This window comes from Phormidesmis priestleyi ULC007 (assembly GCF_001895925.1).
GTDB classification, from domain to species: Bacteria; Cyanobacteriota; Cyanobacteriia; order Leptolyngbyales; family Leptolyngbyaceae; genus Phormidesmis_A; species Phormidesmis_A priestleyi_A.
On the sequence record NZ_MPPI01000003.1, the window covers coordinates 181,681 to 198,735 of the forward strand.

Genomic DNA, 17,055 nt, shown 5'->3' on the forward strand with positions numbered 1-17,055 from the left:
CCCGATTTTTAACAGGTAGGTATAAAAAGAAATCTGACCGTAATCAGAAGTGATCTGTGGGTATTTATAGAGTGAGGAATTATTTTGACGATCAACAACCCGTATGGATAGTGAGATGTCGGCTAAAGGCAAGAGGCTTGCAGTACTGATTGATGCAGAAAACGCGAGTGCTGACTCGATCGAGGCACTTTTAAAAGAAGCGACCCAGTTCGGAACCGCCCACGTCAAGCGAATCTATGGGGATTGGACAAACGGACAACTCACAAATTGGAAAGCCAAGTTAAACAAACTTGCTATTCAACCGATTCAGCAATTTAGATATACGACGGGCAAAAATGCCACAGACAGCGCTCTGATTATTGACGCGATGGATTTGCTGTATACCCGCAACTTTGACGGATTTTGCATCGTTTCTAGTGACAGTGACTTCACTCGTCTAGCCAGTCGCATTCGAGAATCGGGGCTAGAAGTTTATGGATTCGGTGAGCAAAAAACGCCAGAAGCTTTTGTAAGTGCTTGCGACAAATTCATTTACACCGAAGGATTGAAGTTCTTAGAAAGCTGTGCCGAAAAGCAACAAAAAGAGCCTAAAAGCAGCATCTCTGATCCGATAAACACTAATAAACAACCTGCGAAAGAACTCCAAACTACGACTGAGCAGAGCTTGAAGATTGACAAAAAATTATTGAAGCTTTTGAAGAATGCTTACGAAGCGATCGTCGGAAAAGACGGGTGGGCAAGCTTAGGAACCCTGGGAGCGCAAATCAAAAAGCTTTGTCCAAGTTTCAACCATAAAAGCTACGGCTATAGCCAGCTTGGGAAACTATTGCAGGCAACCCAAGCTTTTGACTTCAAAGAAAATCCAAACCATAAGAATCCGAAAGTTAAGGATTTCCACGTCAGACACCGTACCGCAACTTCTGATTAGTTGAAGCCGATAGAAATTGTTTGAAGACATAAAAAGCGGGGTAGATGAGAACCTACCCCGCTTAAACCAATTAGCTAATCGAAATTAGTAACGGTAGCCACCGCTACCGCTGCTGTTATTGGCACTAGGCTTGTGAACGATAAAGCTCATCACCTGGCACTGCTTGATGTTGTCAAACGCAACGACGCGAATATAGCAACTAGAGTACTCAGAGCGACACTGTTGCACTTCGTTGAGGACTTCTTGAGGGCTGGTTGCATTAAACAGAGGCAACTTCCACATCGTCCAGTAGTAGGTTTCGGGTTCAGACGTTTCGTTGAACTCGATGCAAGGGAAATAACCTTGATCGATCGTGTACTGAATCTGACGCGCAATTTGAGCATCGGTCAGCGCAGGAAGAAACGAAAAAGTCTCGTAACGGCGCTCTTTTGGCAGAGTTTTCATGGATTTCCTCGATCGAAAGTTTTGCGTTTTTAAGGTTAGGGCGACTCGTCGTGAGCCTCTTCAGAATCGGAGGTTTCTAACGAGTCGATAGAAGAACTGGGAGCCGTTAGCTCTAATTGCGTGATCCGTTCTAACTGCTGCCGGCGTTGATCCATGTTGGCTTGCTGAATCGTCGATCGCAGCATTTCTGGCAGAGCCTCAGCGATCTCATTCGCAAGATGCTCTCTCACAGTCAAAATGCGGAATGCAAGATCCTGCCTTTCTCGAAAGAGTGCTTGCAAATAAGCTTCACCATCTTGAATTTTTTCTCGTGCAGAGAATTGATGCAGCCAGTAGGCGCGCTTTGGTTCAGTTTCATCCAACTGGGAAATCACCACCCGTACTGCCTGATAAGTCAGGTAGCTGGTCAGCGTCTTGGTCGTATCTTTCGCAATTCGCTTGAGATCCATGAGCGAAGTATTTTGGGTTCTAGATTTTAGATTTTAGATTAAACTTTAACGCTAAAATCTAAAACCCAAAGTTCAAACAGGTGATCAAACGGTATCGACAGCCTCGAACTCGAACTTGATTTCCTTCCACAGCTCACAAGCAGCGGCCAACTCAGGAGACCAACGGCACGCTTCACGAATGATGTCGCCGCCTTCACGCATCAGGTCACGACCTTCGTTCCGCGCTTGCACACACGCTTCGAGCGCGACGCGGTTTGCGGTTGCGCCAGGTGCATTACCCCAAGGGTGTCCTAGAGTTCCGCCACCAAATTGCAGGACAGAATCATCGCCGAAGATGTCAACCAACGCAGGCATGTGCCATACGTGGATACCACCCGAAGCGACTGCCATCACACCCGGCATTGAAGCCCAGTCTTGGGTGAAGTAGATACCGCGAGAAGGATCGCGCTCAATGTAGTTCTCACGCAGCAGATCGATGAAACCCAAGGTGATCGCTTTGTCGCCTTCGAGCTTACCGACGACAGTTCCGGTGTGAATGTGGTCGCCACCAGACATCCGCAAGCACTTCGCCAGAACGCGGAAGTGGATACCATGATTTTTCTGACGGTCAATCACAGCGTGCATCGCACGGTGAATGTGCAGCAAGACTCCGTTGTCGCGGCACCAGTGCGCCAAGGTTGTGTTGGCGGTGAAGCCAGCCGTCAAGAAGTCGTGCATGATGATGGGCATTTCGAGTTCTTTGGCATACTCGGCCCGCTTCAGCATTTCTTCGCACGTCGCGGCGGTACAGTTCAGGTAGTGACCTTTGATTTCTCCGGTTTCTGCCTGAGACTTGTGAATCGCGTCTGCCACAAACAGGAAGCGATCGCGCCAGCGTTGAAAGGGCTGAGAGTTAATGTTTTCGTCGTCTTTGGTGAAGTCCAAGCCACCGCGCAGACATTCGTAAACCGCACGTCCGTAGTTTTTAGCCGACAAACCAAGCTTCGGCTTGATGGTGCAACCCAGCATGGGGCGACCATATTTGTTGATTTTGTCGCGCTCAACCTGAATGCCGTGAGGAGGACCTTGGAAGGTCTTCAAGTAAGCAACGGGGATGCGAAGATCTTCTAGACGCAGCGCTTTCAGAGCTTTGAAACCAAACACGTTGCCGACGAGTGAGGTCAGCAGGTTGGTGACAGAGCCTTCTTCAAACAAATCTAGCGGATACGCGATGTAGGCAATAAACTGACTATCTTCACCTTTGACGGGTTCGATGTCGTAGCAACGTCCTTTGTAGCGATCGAGGTCGGTCAGCAGGTCTGTCCACACGGTCGTCCAGGTTCCCGTGGAGGATTCTGCGGCAACTGCGGCTGCGGCTTCTTCGGGGGGAACGCCAGGCTGAGGAGTCACCCGGAACGCTGCCAAAATATCCGTATCTTTAGGCGTGTAGTCTGGGGTGTAATAGGTTAGACGGTAATCTTGAACCCCAGCTTTATACCCAGCTTTCGCCTGGGTTTTCGTTTGAGCGTACGACATATCTCCCTTCCTGTTTAAATCGTCAAAATCTCAGCAAGCAGCACCAACAGCGCTCAGACAATCTGCCTGACCTACGTTTGGTAGTCCAACTTATGTACCTTACACCGATGGGGGATCGACTTTTCACATTTGATTCCAAAGTTTGAAATCAAGTTTTCAGCGTTGCCTCAATCGAATGTCTGATGGACATCTTCTTAAGGATGATATCAGGATTTTGATAAGCAATACTTGAGGAATTCTGTAGCACTAGATAAACGATCGTTATAGATTAAGTCTTTAATTATCGTTTTGTAACAGGGCCTTAAGCGAAGGGTTTCTAGAGGGCGATCGCCGAATCTCATCCTCGGCAGATTCAATTCTCATCAGAAACTCAACCCTTGTCGTGATGCAGTTGTGATCAGACAGGGCTGTGAGATGATGGCTAGAACGCATTTTGCGTCTGCTCGTCTCAAGAGGAGTTTCTTGTGAAACCGTCTTCATCTCCGCTGCAAGTCTTTCAGAGCCGCAAGATGGTGGCTCTTTTACTGTTGGGCTTCTCATCTGGGTTGCCGCTATATTTGACGAGCAAAACTTTGCAAGCGTGGATGACCGTCGAAGGCATCAAACTGAGCGCGATCGGGCTATTTAGCCTAGTTGGGTTGCCCTACTCACTTAAATTTCTCTGGTCCCCTTTTGTCGATCGCTTTGTGCCGCCTTTTTTAGGTCGCCGCCGAGGATGGATCGTCATCATGCAAGTCGGGTTGCTGGTGGCGATCGCGGCCATGTCGCTGCAAAATCCCAAACAATCGCTGCAACTGTTAGCGATCAATTCGCTGTTGATTGCTTTTCTCAGTGCCAGTCAAGACATTGCCTTTGATGCTTATCGCACCGATGTGTTAGATCCGCTTGAAATGGGCGCAGGGGCAGCCGTTGCGGTTTTAGGCTATCGAATTGCCCTGCTGGTTACGGGGTCACTGGCGCTGATTCTGGCAGATAAAACTTCTTGGCAAGGGGTTTATCTGTTGCTGTCTCTATTAATGGGAATTGGGATTCTCGCATCTTTCTGGGCACCCGAACCGAAACTGCAAACCCAGCCACCCGATTCCTTGCGCGAAGCAGTCACGCTGCCATTTATCGAATTTTTTCAGCGCTTGGGAAAGTTTCGAGGCAGTGCTGTCTTGGTGTTCATCGTGCTTTATAAACTGGGGGATGCTCTCGTCAACAACATGGCGCTGCCGTTCTTATTGCAGACGGGATTTACCCAAACCGATGTGGGTGCCATTCAGGGAGGCATGGGCTTATTGGCGACGATCGTCGGCGTTTTAGCTGGAGGAGCCGCTCTTAGCAAAATTGGGATCGCACGATCGCTCTGGGTGTTTGGCGGTTTGCAAGCAATTAGCAACCTGACCTACTTAATTTTGGCGCAGCTTGGCAAAAATTATCCGTTCATGGTGATTGCCATTAATATTGAGAACTTTTGTGCAGGATTAGGCACGGCTGCTTTTGTTGCCTTTTTGATGAGTCTTTGCAATCAACGCTTTTCGGCAACCCAATTTGCCCTACTCTCTAGTTTGATGGCGGTGAGTCGAGATATTTTGGTTGCTCCGGCTGGTCGCATCGTAGAAGTGACGGGCTGGACGTGGTTTTTTGTGATCACGATGATCGCTGCGTTGCCAGGGTTAATGCTTTTACCCATCTTTGCGCCTTGGAATGCTGACTCTACGCCTTTAGACGAGGTTTAAATTTTTCCATTTTAGAGGGATCAGGAGCGGTAGGATAAGATTAGAGATTTTTACAAATCTTGAGCTAATTTTTTAGAAAAATCCCTTCGTTGCGATCGCCCGTCCTATGGCTTTTCTTCGTCAGTATGTTGCCCCGCTGCTGGTGGTGCTGGTTTTCTTAGTTGCGTTGGTGGCAGTGAGTGCCCGAATCTTTCTTCCTTCAGATATGGCGGCACCTGCGCCGATCGAAGAAGTCAATCCGACCCGTGACAAGGCTCAGGCTCCCGTCTCAAACACAGTAGCTGGGTTGCCTCCCGCGCTGTCTGCCCTAATTAAAGGGTTGCCTGACGATCTCGCCCCATCTGAAAAGCTCTAATTACTCACTCGTGTCTAATCAGCTATCCCCTGATTATCGGTTGCAAGTGGGTTCGACGCTAGACAGGGCGCTGCTGGTGAAGTTTATGCAGCGCACTTATCAGGAGCTTTATCCAACCAGTGACTCTGCTCATTTGGCAGTGACGATCGAGCAATATTTCTCTAACCAAACGCCGATCTGGTGGGTTGAATCTAGTCACGGTATTGCTGCGGGAGGTCTGCCCTCTTCGCGCTCTGTGCAGCCGATCGCAGGTTTGTGGTTGGGTAATGCGATCGATCAGGCAAGTGGCGATCGCCATGCTCACATTTTTCTGCTTTATGTGATGCCACACCATCGACGCAGAGGCATCGGAGCAGCACTAGTGCGTCATGCTGAAGATTGGGCAAGAGAACGAGGCGATCGGCAGATTGGCTTACAGGTTTTTACCTCCAATCAGCCTGCTCTTCAGCTATACCAAGCATTAGGCTACCAAACTCAATCGTTGTGGATGGTCAAACAGTTAGAACCATGAGAAATTTTGAATTCAAAATTCTCTGGTCGCCTGGTGCGGTAAAGTTACAGATATGTATAGTGATGATGATTTGACCGTCTTGGATATCGACGCTGATTTAGCCGATCCGCTAGATCAGCTTCCTGCGATCGATGAAGATGAGTCAGAGGCACACAAGCCCAACCCCGATTTAATGCTGGCGATCCTTGACTCGCAGGATGTGCAGCAACGAATGCTGGCGACTAGGGCTTTTTGTGAACTGCAAGACGATCGCGCGATTCCTTATTTAATTCGCCTGCTGAATGATCCGTGCCCATTGGTGCGGGTGAGTGCAGCTTATGCTTTAGGGCGCAACCCTAGCGCCGATGCGGTCGAGCCACTCGTCAAGCAGTATGACGAAGATTGGAACGGTTACGTGCGTAAAGGCGTAGTCTGGGCATTGGGAAACTGCCACGATCGCCGTGCCCTGCATACGCTAATCACAGCAGTTAGAACAGACATTCCAGCCGTCAGACTGTGGGCAGCCAGTGCGCTGGCTCAGATGGCATCAGTGGGCTATGAAGCGGTAGTGGCAGCGGTGCCACCGCTGATTGAGTCTCTGAGACAAGATCCGGTGGCAGCAATTCGCAGTAATGCAGCTTGGGCACTGGGGCAACTTTGTCGAGAGCTACCCTCAAACGTAATTTATGCAACGGCGATCGATGCCCTGATTGAGTCATTTGCTGAAGATTCAGATGTGGGCGTGCGTGAAGATGCAAAATCTGCAATGCTCAAAGTGGGAGACACGCGCGGACTGCAAGTGATCGAAGAGTTAGAGCAAGAAGGGTTTCTATAAAGAGCGAACTAGTTAACTATGGTTAGTGAAGTTAAAACAGTCTCAGGACGCGGCATTCCCTTAGTGGGCAATGACATCGACACCGATCGGATCATTCCCGCTCGATTTTTGCGCTGCGTCACCTTTGATGGGCTAGGAGCCGACGTGTTTGCGGACGATCGCGCCCAATCCAATGGTCAACACGCCTTTGATCAACCGCAATATCAGGGTGCTAAAGTTCTCGTCGTCAATGGCAACTTTGGCTGCGGCTCCAGTCGCGAACATGCACCCCAAGCGATCGCTAAATGGGGAATTGGTGCGATCGTCGGTGAAAGCTTTGCTGAAATCTTTTTTGGCAACTGCGTCGTCATGGGCATTCCCTGTGTGACGGCTGACTCTGCCACAACCAAGCAATTGCAGGAAATGGTGACTGCCGATCCTCAAGTTGAGATCACGGTGGATCTGGAAGCAATGCAAGTGCGGTGCGGTGACTTTAGTGCCCCAATTTCGATGGGCCAAGGCTCTCGCATGATGCTGATGGCAGGTACTTGGGACGCGTGTGGTCAACTGGTTGCTCAGGGCGATCGGACTCGTGCCACTGCCGCAAATCTGCCCTATCTATCTTGGAGTAAACTCGCTTCTTAGGGCTTTTGGGAAGTTTATTTAGCGGGGCGATCTCATCAAAAATTGATTGTGCAGAAACTTTTTGATGAAAGGACGAGGACTCATGAGTTAATACAGCATGATTGTTCAATGGTCTGACGAAGATCAGCTTTTCCTGGTTACGATTCCAGAGTTTGCAGAGTATGTGGTGATGCCTTGCACTCATGACAAAACTCGTGAGGAAGCCATTCATAACGGCGAAGAAGTGATCGAAATGTACTTGGAGGCTTGGCAAGCAGAGGGTAAATCTATCCCTGAACCAAGGACGCTTCAGATTGCTTGATGATGGATGCGATCGCGGCAGCACAACATCTGGAAATCGCCGAAAAGCTTTCTGTTTGGTAGTTTTGGCTTACCTACAGGTTGTGACGCATATTGAAAAGCTATCTATCAATATTCAAGATTGATTTATTTTGCAGTACTAGCAGGTTACAGTTCGGCTGTTCTTATAGAGTCACTAAAAAGGCGGCATTTTGCGTCAGAATATTAGGTAGTGGGTTTTATAAACTGGGTTTTACTCATGACTGTCAAACTAAACCCTTCTGGTTGGGATCTTTCAGTCCATAGTCGTAACGGTCAACTCGTTCTTGTTGTTGAAGTTAAAAGTAAACTCAATACATCACCAGAATGGGCAGCAAGGCTTCGGCGAAACATTCTCGCACACGGAACTTTTCCAAAAGCTCCATATTTTCTGATGACTTTTCCTGACCGATTTTATTTATGGACTGATGCTCATCTTCAACTAGATCAGGTTCCACCCACTTACACAATTGATGCCTCCCCCATCCTTCAACCCTACTTTGAGCAGGTAGGGATAACGCCTGAACAAATTAGTGGACAAAGTTTTGAGTTAATCATCTCATCCTGGTTGCGAGAGATCATCTATGGTGAGAAACCTACTGAGACTATAGAACAATCTCAGGGATGGCTCATCGATTCAGGTTTATATGATGCTTTAACTGGAGGCAAGGTTAATGGGGCTGTTGCGTGAATATCTACGTTGAAACCAATTTTGTTTTAGAACTCGCTTTTCAGCAAGAACAATGTGCGAGTTGTGAGCAGATTTTAGAGCTTTGCAACGTAGGACTGGCGAAACTTATCATTCCGGCTTATAGTCTTGCAGAACCCCACGAAAAATTAAGTCGTCAGGCAAAGGGTCGTCGAGAGATACAACAGTTGCTAGATGGTGAGTTACGGCAGCTTTCACGTACAGCGTCCTACCAAAGCCGCATTAGAAGTGTCCAAGATATTGCGAGTTTGCTGGTGCAGAGTAATGAAGAAGAACGACAGCGATTCATTACTTACCGAGAACGGCTCTTGAACATTGGAGAAATTATTCCACTCACTGTTGAGATTCTATCTGAGGCAGCATTGTATGAAGCGCCCTATGACTTGAGGTCACAAGACGCTCTGATTTATGCTTCAGTAATTAGTCATTTACGCCAATATCAACCTCAATCGGCATGTTTTCTAAATCGAAACTCAAAAGACTTTGATAGTCCTGATATTGTGGATGAATTGCAAAGATTTAGTTGCAGAATGATTCCACGCTTTGATCACGGCTATAACTTTCTAAAATCTAACCTGCTAGCGTAGGAAACAGCAGCACAACAACACAGTGGAGCCGACGGTTAAGAGTCTTTTCGTCTATTGTTTCAGTCCACTCGCTGCCGCGCACTTCTATCGTTAATCTGCTTGAGTGGTAGATTGTGGCAGTGGTTGAAAAGTGGTTTGTTGGTATCAAGAATTTTGGTGATGTTAGTCAGCCAAGCAAGAAAATCGCGTAGAGTGAGATCGGTGTTAGCCTGAAAAGCAGCCCAGTTTTCTCAAATTTTTTCCTATGTCGTCCCCCGCGATTCATACCGTCGTCAAAATGCTGGGGTCTCTCCCCGCTGAGATTCAAGAGCGAGTTGCAGAGCATATTCGTGAGTATGTTAGCGATTTGCAAGACGAAGCACGTTGGGACGAATCCTTTCGGAAAACACAGGATAATTTTGTCGCTGCTGCCCGTCACGCAAAACAGGAAATTGCTGAGGGACAGGCAAGCGCGATGGATTATGAGCAGCGGTTCTGGATTGGAAGTCATGATAAGTACGAAAAGTTTTCTTCGTGAGTTGTTGATAGCCTAATCATTCCATTGCACCGATCGGATGGAGTTACAAATAAGATGCGATCGCCCTGAGGATGTCTCTGTCTTTGACGAGATATATTTGGGATATAGAGTAATCGGGCATGACTATATGGAAGACACTCTGACCATCACGCTGACTCCAGAACTCAAGGCAACTCTTGACAATCTCACCCATACTGAGGGCATTTCCCCAGAGACACTTGTTCAAAAAGCCGTTGAAGACTATCTGTTCATTCGTCAATTTCGAGCATTGCGTTCCCAACTGATGCAAAAGGCGCAGACTAACTATACAGATGACGATATTTTCGAGATGGTTTCATGAATTTGGTGCTGGATACCAATGTCCCCATCGCTGCTTTCCTCGCCAAAGGGTTTTGCCACACTCTGGTGGAACAATGTCTGCGTGTGCATTTTGTGATCACTTCAGAGTTTATTCTTAACGAATTGAGAGAAAAACTAATAGAGAAATTCAAGTTCTCTAATGAAGATGCTGCTGCCGTTGAAGCTCTCTTACGATCTAGGATGCAGATTGTTGACCCTACGACGTTAAAAAGTAACGTGTGTCGAGATCCTGACGATGACATGATTCTGGCGACAGCCCTTACAGGCGAAGCTGTTTGTATTATTACAGGCGATAAAGATTTGCTGACTCTGAAAAAGTTTGGCGCGATCGATATTCTGTCCCCTTCAGAATTTGAGGCTTATGAAGAGTTGTCTGGTGCTGACTTGGAGTGATCATTTCTCGTTAGCTCGTGAGATTCGATCGCCAAAGTCAACTTTAAGATGTGGATGCTGGATCTGTCGAATCGAAACCAATCACCATCGGTTAAAGGGATGGGTGACTAGATTGGAATTGTAGTATCGCGAATCGTGAGAAACGTCTTCCCCGATCCAGTCAGGTAGCTCGATCGCTTGGTCAGCATTCTCTAGCTCAACTTCTGCGATCACTAGCCCCTGATTTTCGCCTAAAAATTCGTCAACTTCCCAGGTCAGCCCGTTTAACTCAATCTTGTGGCGATATTTCTCAATCAAAGGCGACACGCAGAGAACGTTTAAGATCTCGTTCGCATCCTCTAGCGGAATTGGGTATTCAAACTCCGATCGGGCAGTTCCCTGAGTGGCTCCTTTGAGGGTAATAAAGGCTCGATCTCCTGCAACTCTGACGCGCACCGTTCGTTCTGGCTGAGTGGAAATGTAGCCCTGACGATAGAGCACTCCGGGGGCAAGATCGTGCCAAGAATCGTGGGTAACTAAAAACTTGCGTTCGATTTCAACGCCCATGTTTAGCCTCCTTGCTGCTGCAAATACAGAAAAGCATCCACTTCGGCGGCGGTGGGTTGGGCATCGATCGCGCCGAGTCTCGTCGTCGTCAACGCTCCCGCAGCACTGGCATAGCTGGCAACCTTTTTAGCCAGGTTAGGGTTCGCCAATTCTTGAATGCCATGCTGACAGAGTTGATGGACAAATCCTGCTACAAAGCTGTCTCCAGCCCCGGTCGTGTCTTCAACCTCGACGTTAAAGGCAGGCACTTTCCCTTCGTTTTCTCCTAAACAGTAAGCGCAACCCTTTTCACCTGCCGTCACTAAGACTCCTTCTAAGGTGCCAAGGCGATGAGCGATCGCGCCGGGGTCAGTGGTGCCAAACAGCCAATCGGCTTCTTCTTCTGCCAGTTTAAGAAAATCGACTCGTTTGATCAGGTCATGAATCATGGGCGAAGCCGCTTGAGAATCTGCCCAAAACACAGGTCGCCAGTTGACATCGAGTACGATTTTGACGAAAAACTGTTCACACAGTTCGAGGGCACGAGCGATCGCGGCTCGACTGTCCAAGTAGGCAAGTTCGAGCGTGCCCAATACCAAAAAATCGGCTGACTCAAACAGCGCTGGAGTTAGCTGCGCTGCTTGTAGATGCGTATCGGCAAACTCCGATGAGGGGCGCTTGCCGCCAAATGCCACAAAGCTCCGATCGCCCGACTCTGATCGCAACACCATCACTGTGCGCGTCGGAGCCGTCGGATGAGATTGAATGCCTGTCGTGTCAACCCCGATCGTTTGCAGCAACTCGACGAGCGATCGTCCAGGGTCGTCTTGCCCGACGCAGCCCACAAATGCTGACGGGGTGCCAAGCTTTGTCAAAGCACACGCCACATTTGCGGGGGCACCACCAGGGTAGGATGTCCACGACTCGACCGTTTCGAGCGATCGACCCGGCTGATCGGCGATGCAGTCAAATAAGATTTCGCCCAGACAAATAACACGAGGATGAGTCACAGTAAATTTCCTTGACTTGCCACTGTTAGTTTATGAGAACCTGCGCCGCGTAAAGTTTAAGATTCAAATCTGCCCGTCTCGACGACCTAATTCATAAATTCCGCAGCCTATACAGGCAAGAATGCCGACGCTGATTGCCCAACTTTTACCCAGGCTCACCTCGACTCCATAGCTGCACAAAGCGCCCACTGCCAGAAATGGAATGATGCTGAAAACAGACGCATAGAAAGCGTTTTGGGCTTCTCTCGCGGGGCGAGTCTTCTCAAATTCTTCCTCTGAGATGTAGAGCGATCGCTCTGCAAAGTTAAACCAGCGGTTGAGTTGCTCGATCACCCAGTCTCCGATCGGTGAAAACCCCAAATAGAGTGCCAGCGACCACAAGCCAACCCCCGCAATCACAGTGGCATCAATCGGAAATCTGAAGGGCCCAAGTTCGATCGACATGAAGGATAAACGTAAAGATACAAACGTAGGGATAGGGCACTGTCGTGTCCGTCAAGATTATTGTCTAGTTATCTTAACCAAAAGCAACGCCTCACGAAAGCCTAAAGCCGTTCAGAAATGGTCACTCTTTGTTAAGGTGACAACCGATCGAGCTTTTCGCTGCGGTTGCAAATCCGAGCTGCCCCCTAAATCCCCCAAAATTGGGGGACTTTGAACCTAAATTCTGGGCTTGAAGTCCCCCAGAATTGGGGGATTTAGGGGGCTGAAGCGCTGAAGAACGCAGCGAAAAAACTCGTCGAACTCACGTTTTGTTAAGGTGACAACCGATCGAGCATCCATTCCCCATTTTGCAACCGATAGCGGAGTCGATCGTGCAAGCGACTCGATCGCCCCTGCCAAAACTCGATCGCGATCGGCTTGACTCGAAACCCTCCCCAGTGTGGCGGACGGGGGATGTCTTGATTTTCGTACTGTGCCTTTAATTCTTCTAAGCGTTGTTCTAAAACATCGCGATTTGGAATCACCTGACTTTGCTCGGATGTCCAGGCACCGAGACGACTTGCGATCGGGCGACTATAAAAATAAGCATCGGATTCTTCGGCAGAAATTTTCTCGACACTGCCCACAATGCGGATTTGTCGCTCTAACTCTGTCCACAAAAACACGAGGGCAGCGTGAGGATTATCGAGCAGTTCTTGAGCTTTGTGGCTGTTGTAATTGGTGTAAAAAACAAACCCACGATCGTCAAAGCCTTTCAATAAGACAATCCTGGCAGACGGAATCCCTTCTTTGGTAGCAGTGGCAACGGTCATAGCATTAGGTTCGGGAAGCTCTGCCTCGACTGCCTGATCAAACCAGCGCTGAAACTGCACAAACGGATTTGGGTCAACCTCCGTTTCGTTGAGTTCTTCTAGGGTGTAGTCTTTTCTTAAGTCAGCGATCGGTGAATTCATGTCATCTTTGCTCAATCTCTTCTTGATTGTATTGGGGTCTGAAGCGCGTTGCAGTCATGTCTGAGGTTCGCTAAATTTCAGTTATTAGAGGAGTCGATTTATGACCATATTGCTGGCGGGAGACATTGGCGGAACGAAGACGATTTTGCGATTGGTCAAATCAGAAGACTCGTTGCATTCACTCTATGAAGTGCGATATCCCAGTCATGATTTTCCTGATTTGGTGCCGATGGTGCAGACCTTTCTGGCGGCTGCCAAGCAGGAATTGGGGCAAACCTTCTCGCCCGAAAAAGCGTGCTTTGCGATCGCTGGGCCTGTGGTTAACAACACCTCAAAGGTGACTAACGTTGGTTGGACTTTAGAAGCCGATCGGATGTCGCAAGTGTTGGCGATTCCTAAAATCTCTTTGATTAATGACTTTGAAGCGGTCGGCTATGGCGTGTTGGGCTTAAGCGAGTCAGATTTGCATGTGCTGCAAGTTGGACATCCTCAAGAAAAAGCCCCGATCGCCGTCTTGGGCGCAGGAACGGGATTAGGACAAGGATATCTCATCCATACGGGTGCTGACTATCAGGTGTTTGGCTCTGAAGGCGGACACGCGGATTTTGCACCGAGATCGGAGCTAGAGTTTCAGCTCTCTCGCTATTTGCTTGACAAACACAATATCGATCGCATTTCAGCCGAGCGAGTGGTATCGGGTCAGGGAGTGGTGGCGATTTATCAGTTTTTGCGCGATCGCCAATTTGCCACTGAGTCTCCTGAAGTGGGTGAAGTCGTCAGAGCGTGGGAATCTCAGGCAGGACGCGAGAAAACTGTTGATCCGGCGGCGGCGATCGCGAAGGCAGCCTTAGAAAATCGCGATCTCTTATCTGAAAAAACGATGCAAATGTTTGTCGAAGCCTACGGCGCTGAAGCGGGAAATTTAGCGCTAAAACTTCTCCCTTATGCAGGTTTATATATTGCAGGTGGCATCGCGGCGAAGATTCTGCCACTCATTCAAGAGGGCGGTTTTCTCAGCGCTTTTATTCACAAAGGTCGGATGGGTTCGATTCTAGAACGCATTCCGGTTCAGATTGTTCTCAATCCCCACGTTGGGCTAATTGGGGCAGGGCTGTGCGCGGCAAAGCTATAGCAGAGTTTGTTAGGCGGAGCCACTCTATTTGAAAATCAAATCTAGCCGTCGCTGTGAGGCGTTAAGCGCTTCTGCTGGAGAGTTTCGACCTAATAGAGTGGCTTCGATCGCGCGTCCCAAATTGTCTGAGATGCGATTATAGCCGGGAAAAATGGGGCGCGATCGTCCATATTTTGCCTGTTGCAAAAACACATCAACGGCAGGCTGTTGAGCTTTGAACTTCAGATAGTCTGGATTTTCACGAGATTTGAGATTGATGGGTAAATAGCCCGTTCCGATCGCCCATTCGGTTTGGAATTCGTCACTTATCACATATTCTGCAAACGTAAATGCAGCTCGTTCTCGCGCTGGAGTCGATTTAAACAAAAACAGATTTTCGCCGCCGATCGCCGTTGCGGGTCGTGCCCCGATCGGAATCGGCAACACTCCAAAATCAACGTTCGTCGATTGCAATTGTCCTAACGTCCACGGGCCGGAGATCTGCATTGCCACCTTTCCGGCAATAAAGCCGTCTAATTCATACCCGCGTTCTGGCTGCGAGAGAATTGCCGAACCATCTTGAATTAAATTTTGCCAGAGTTGAAGAGCGGCGATCGCGCCCTCGTTAACAATGTTTAACGCCTCGGTTCCCGCATTGGGTTGTCCAATCAATTCGCCGCCCCCGCTCCACATAAACGGCAGCCACGTAAACACACTCCATTCTCCTTTGCCGAGCGGAAGCACAATTCCGTGAGTGTCCACACGCCCGTCTCCGTCCGTGTCACGAGTCAGGCGCTTTGCCACTTGCCGAAAGTCTTCCCAGGTTTTAGGTAGTTCAGTGATTCCAGCCGCTTTAAACAGACTGGGACGATAGAAAATTCCGACATTATTGGTGCTGAAGGGAATTGACCAGACGTGTCCCTCAAAAGTCATTGTGTCAAAAAGGGCGCGATCGAGTTGAGGTTTCAACGGCGAAGCGGATAGAAAATCGTCTAGCGATCGGAGAGCATCCAATTCGACGAGTTGCCCGGTCAACATGGGCGCAAACCACAGCATATCAGGGGCGGCGTTGCCCACCACGGCTGAGAGAATTTTAGGCATCTGCTGATCGCCCTGCCCCACATAAAGCGACTCAACCTGAATGTCTGGGTGCTGCTGGTTAAATTTATCGACCAGTTTTTGCAGAACGTCTCGGTTAGGTGGCGGGTTGACTCCTTGCCAGAGCGTTAACTGAGTCACATTGGACGATCGGGCTTGTGGTTGACACCCAATCAGCAAAAGGCTGAGACACAGCGCGATCAACCCAGACAGGCGTTGCCGAAAATTTTGCTTCCTTAAAAACCCTTCTAATCGTTGCAAAATCATTTAGCGTTGCTCCGTCGTCTTTGCGATTCTGGAAGTCATTATCTCAACTTGAAACACTTTTGTTCTAAAGTCTGTCTTATGGGAGTCAGGTTCAGATCTATCAGCCTTGATAATGCTCATTAGACACAATTTTTTAAAGATTTCTATATGAAAAAGCTGCTTTCCAGTTTGGCATTTTCAGCTTTACTTTTGTTAACAACTGCGTGTCGTTCTCGTGATCAAAATGAGGGAACGATCGAGATTACGCTCAGTGGTTGGCAGAGTAACCCGATCGAGTCTCAACTTCTAGAAAAAGTGATTGACCAATTTGAAGCTAAATATCCAAATATTAAGGTTAAGCATGAAGTGATTAACAGCCAATATATGGATGTGATCAAAACTCGCTTAATCGGAGATGTTGCCCCTGATGTGTTTTATTTAGATGCATTTGAGGCTCCTTTATTGATGAAATTTGAAGTACTGGAACCTCTCAATTCATATATTAAGCCTGAGTTTAATATATCTGATTTTGAGCCAACATTAATCAATGCCTTTAAGCGTAATGAAAAAATCTATGGCATTCCAAAAGATTTCTCTACGCTGGCTCTTTTCTATGACCAAACAGCATTCGCCAAAGCAGATATTAAGCAGCCTCCTAAAACCTGGAATGAGTTAATTCAATATTCAAAAAAACTGACGCGATCTGAGCCTGACGGAAAACCAAACCGATATGGATTTGGAATTACCCCAGAGTTGCCTCGGCAGCAGTTTATCATTCAGGCATTTGGCGGAAAATTGGTCGATCGCAATAATTATGCAGCCTTCGCCACGCCAGAAAGTTTAAAGGGTTTACAACTCGTGATTGAGCAATATCGGCGCGATCGCTCATCGGCTCAACCGTCAGATGTGGGGGCAAGCTCAGGTGACGATATGCTGGGGCAAGGCAGAGTGGCGATGCTACTTTCAGGGGCGTGGAGCATTCCTTACTTCAAAGAAACGTTCCCAAATCTGAAGTTTGCCACCGCAGAAGTGCCGACGATTAATGGGCGAAAAGGCACGATGGCTTATACCGTTGCTTATGTGATGAATCGTAAATCAACCCATAAAGAAGCTGCCTGGAAACTGATCGAATATTTAACCAGTGAAGCGGTGATGAAAACATCAGGAAATCAAGGATTTGCTTTACCGTCTCGGCGATCGGTTTTAGCAGAATTGCAGTCCGATCGCACCTCTCTTTATGCTCCATTAATTGCCGGAGCAAAGTATGCAACTACCTGGCAAGCCGGAGAGACACTCCCCACAATTTTGACAAACTTTGATAATCAATTTGTGAGCGCTTTAATCGGTCAGCAATCGCTTAAAGATGCAATGCAAAAAGCTCAAGACACTGCAAATCGAGAAATTTATTTATCCAATTAGTCGA

22 protein-coding genes are annotated in these 17,055 nt (G+C 48.2%); 14 read left to right on the forward strand and 8 right to left on the reverse strand.

Features of this window, described 5'->3' with window-relative positions:
* Window positions 1-103: 103 nt before the first annotated feature.
* Window positions 104-928, forward strand: a complete 825-nt coding sequence (locus tag BRW63_RS04780) for an NYN domain-containing protein (protein WP_073069771.1) — start codon at window positions 104-106, stop codon at window positions 926-928.
* Window positions 929-1,012: 84 nt separating this feature from the next.
* Here the strand turns inward: BRW63_RS04780 and BRW63_RS04785 are convergent, their stop codons facing one another.
* From BRW63_RS04785 to BRW63_RS04795, 3 genes are all read right to left on the reverse strand, one after another.
* Complete coding sequence (locus BRW63_RS04785; RefSeq protein WP_073069772.1) at window positions 1,013-1,372, reverse strand: ribulose bisphosphate carboxylase small subunit; 360 nt, start codon at window positions 1,370-1,372, stop codon at window positions 1,013-1,015.
* A gap of 35 nt (window positions 1,373-1,407) precedes the next feature.
* Window positions 1,408-1,821 (reverse strand): RuBisCO chaperone RbcX, encoded by a 414-nt coding sequence (gene rcbX, locus BRW63_RS04790; protein WP_073069773.1) that lies wholly within the window; start codon window positions 1,819-1,821, stop codon window positions 1,408-1,410.
* 84 nt (window positions 1,822-1,905) lie between these two features.
* On the reverse strand, window positions 1,906-3,336 hold the full coding sequence (locus BRW63_RS04795; RefSeq protein ID WP_073069774.1) for a form I ribulose bisphosphate carboxylase large subunit: 1,431 nt from the start codon (window positions 3,334-3,336) through the stop codon (window positions 1,906-1,908).
* A gap of 464 nt (window positions 3,337-3,800) precedes the next feature.
* Here BRW63_RS04795 and BRW63_RS04800 point away from each other — a divergent pair, with 464 nt between their 5' ends.
* The 11 genes from BRW63_RS04800 to BRW63_RS04850 all read left to right on the forward strand — a co-directional run bounded on the left by BRW63_RS04800 (window position 3,801) and on the right by BRW63_RS04850 (window position 10,245).
* Window positions 3,801-5,057 carry an AmpG family muropeptide MFS transporter gene (locus BRW63_RS04800; RefSeq protein ID WP_073069775.1) on the forward strand — a complete coding sequence of 419 codons (1,257 nt, stop codon included), beginning with the start codon at window positions 3,801-3,803 and terminating at the stop codon, window positions 5,055-5,057.
* A 106-nt stretch (window positions 5,058-5,163) separates the two neighbouring features.
* Complete coding sequence (locus BRW63_RS04805; protein WP_073069776.1) at window positions 5,164-5,412, forward strand: hypothetical protein; 249 nt, start codon at window positions 5,164-5,166, stop codon at window positions 5,410-5,412.
* Between the two features lie 10 nt (window positions 5,413-5,422).
* Window positions 5,423-5,923, forward strand: a complete 501-nt coding sequence (locus tag BRW63_RS04810; protein WP_073069777.1) for a GNAT family N-acetyltransferase — start codon at window positions 5,423-5,425, stop codon at window positions 5,921-5,923.
* 52 nt (window positions 5,924-5,975) lie between these two features.
* On the forward strand, window positions 5,976-6,737 hold the full coding sequence (locus BRW63_RS04815) for a HEAT repeat domain-containing protein (protein WP_073069778.1): 762 nt from the start codon (window positions 5,976-5,978) through the stop codon (window positions 6,735-6,737).
* A gap of 18 nt (window positions 6,738-6,755) precedes the next feature.
* On the forward strand, window positions 6,756-7,361 hold the full coding sequence (gene leuD, locus BRW63_RS04820; protein ID WP_073069779.1) for a 3-isopropylmalate dehydratase small subunit: 606 nt from the start codon (window positions 6,756-6,758) through the stop codon (window positions 7,359-7,361).
* Between the two features lie 97 nt (window positions 7,362-7,458).
* A complete protein-coding gene (locus BRW63_RS04825) occupies window positions 7,459-7,662 on the forward strand; it encodes a type II toxin-antitoxin system HicB family antitoxin (RefSeq protein ID WP_219898549.1) in 204 nt (67 codons plus the stop codon).
* 237 nt (window positions 7,663-7,899) lie between these two features.
* Entirely contained in the window at window positions 7,900-8,370 is a 471-nt protein-coding gene (locus BRW63_RS04830; RefSeq protein ID WP_073069780.1) for a hypothetical protein, read from the forward strand.
* Entirely contained in the window at window positions 8,367-8,975 is a 609-nt protein-coding gene (locus tag BRW63_RS04835) for a PIN domain-containing protein (RefSeq protein WP_073069781.1), read from the forward strand. The genes BRW63_RS04830 and BRW63_RS04835 overlap by 4 nt, the downstream gene beginning before the upstream one ends.
* Window positions 8,976-9,219: 244 nt before the next feature.
* Complete coding sequence (locus BRW63_RS04840; protein ID WP_073069782.1) at window positions 9,220-9,492, forward strand: hypothetical protein; 273 nt, start codon at window positions 9,220-9,222, stop codon at window positions 9,490-9,492.
* 37 nt (window positions 9,493-9,529) lie between these two features.
* On the forward strand, window positions 9,530-9,832 hold the full coding sequence (locus tag BRW63_RS04845) for a ribbon-helix-helix domain-containing protein (RefSeq protein ID WP_223257291.1): 303 nt from the start codon (window positions 9,530-9,532) through the stop codon (window positions 9,830-9,832).
* Window positions 9,829-10,245: a putative toxin-antitoxin system toxin component, PIN family gene (locus BRW63_RS04850; RefSeq protein ID WP_073069784.1), complete on the forward strand. Its 417-nt coding sequence runs from the start codon at window positions 9,829-9,831 to the stop codon at window positions 10,243-10,245. The genes BRW63_RS04845 and BRW63_RS04850 overlap by 4 nt, the downstream gene beginning before the upstream one ends.
* Before the next feature lie 81 nt (window positions 10,246-10,326).
* Here the strand turns inward: BRW63_RS04850 and BRW63_RS04855 are convergent, their stop codons facing one another.
* From BRW63_RS04855 to pdxH, 4 genes are all read right to left on the reverse strand, one after another.
* Window positions 10,327-10,791 (reverse strand): CYTH domain-containing protein, encoded by a 465-nt coding sequence (locus BRW63_RS04855; protein WP_073069785.1) that lies wholly within the window; start codon window positions 10,789-10,791, stop codon window positions 10,327-10,329.
* A gap of 2 nt (window positions 10,792-10,793) precedes the next feature.
* The gene (locus BRW63_RS04860; RefSeq protein WP_073069786.1) at window positions 10,794-11,780 is read right to left on the reverse strand and encodes a carbohydrate kinase family protein; all 987 of its coding nucleotides are present in this window, start codon (window positions 11,778-11,780) and stop codon (window positions 10,794-10,796) included.
* A 63-nt stretch (window positions 11,781-11,843) separates the two neighbouring features.
* Window positions 11,844-12,224, reverse strand: coding sequence for a hypothetical protein (locus BRW63_RS04865; RefSeq protein WP_073069787.1), 381 nt, complete (start codon window positions 12,222-12,224; stop codon window positions 11,844-11,846).
* A 311-nt stretch (window positions 12,225-12,535) separates the two neighbouring features.
* Entirely contained in the window at window positions 12,536-13,177 is a 642-nt protein-coding gene (gene pdxH / locus BRW63_RS04870; protein ID WP_073069788.1) for a pyridoxamine 5'-phosphate oxidase, read from the reverse strand.
* A gap of 100 nt (window positions 13,178-13,277) precedes the next feature.
* On the opposite strand from pdxH, the gene BRW63_RS04875 reads away from it, so the two are divergent.
* Window positions 13,278-14,309: a glucokinase gene (locus BRW63_RS04875; RefSeq protein WP_073069789.1), complete on the forward strand. Its 1,032-nt coding sequence runs from the start codon at window positions 13,278-13,280 to the stop codon at window positions 14,307-14,309.
* Window positions 14,310-14,333: 24 nt separating this feature from the next.
* Here the strand turns inward: BRW63_RS04875 and BRW63_RS04880 are convergent, their stop codons facing one another.
* Window positions 14,334-15,653 (reverse strand): ABC transporter substrate-binding protein, encoded by a 1,320-nt coding sequence (locus BRW63_RS04880; RefSeq protein ID WP_073069790.1) that lies wholly within the window; start codon window positions 15,651-15,653, stop codon window positions 14,334-14,336.
* Between the two features lie 147 nt (window positions 15,654-15,800).
* Here BRW63_RS04880 and BRW63_RS04885 point away from each other — a divergent pair, with 147 nt between their 5' ends.
* Entirely contained in the window at window positions 15,801-17,051 is a 1,251-nt protein-coding gene (locus BRW63_RS04885) for an ABC transporter substrate-binding protein (RefSeq protein WP_073069791.1), read from the forward strand.
* The last annotated feature ends 4 nt before the right edge of the window (window positions 17,052-17,055 follow it).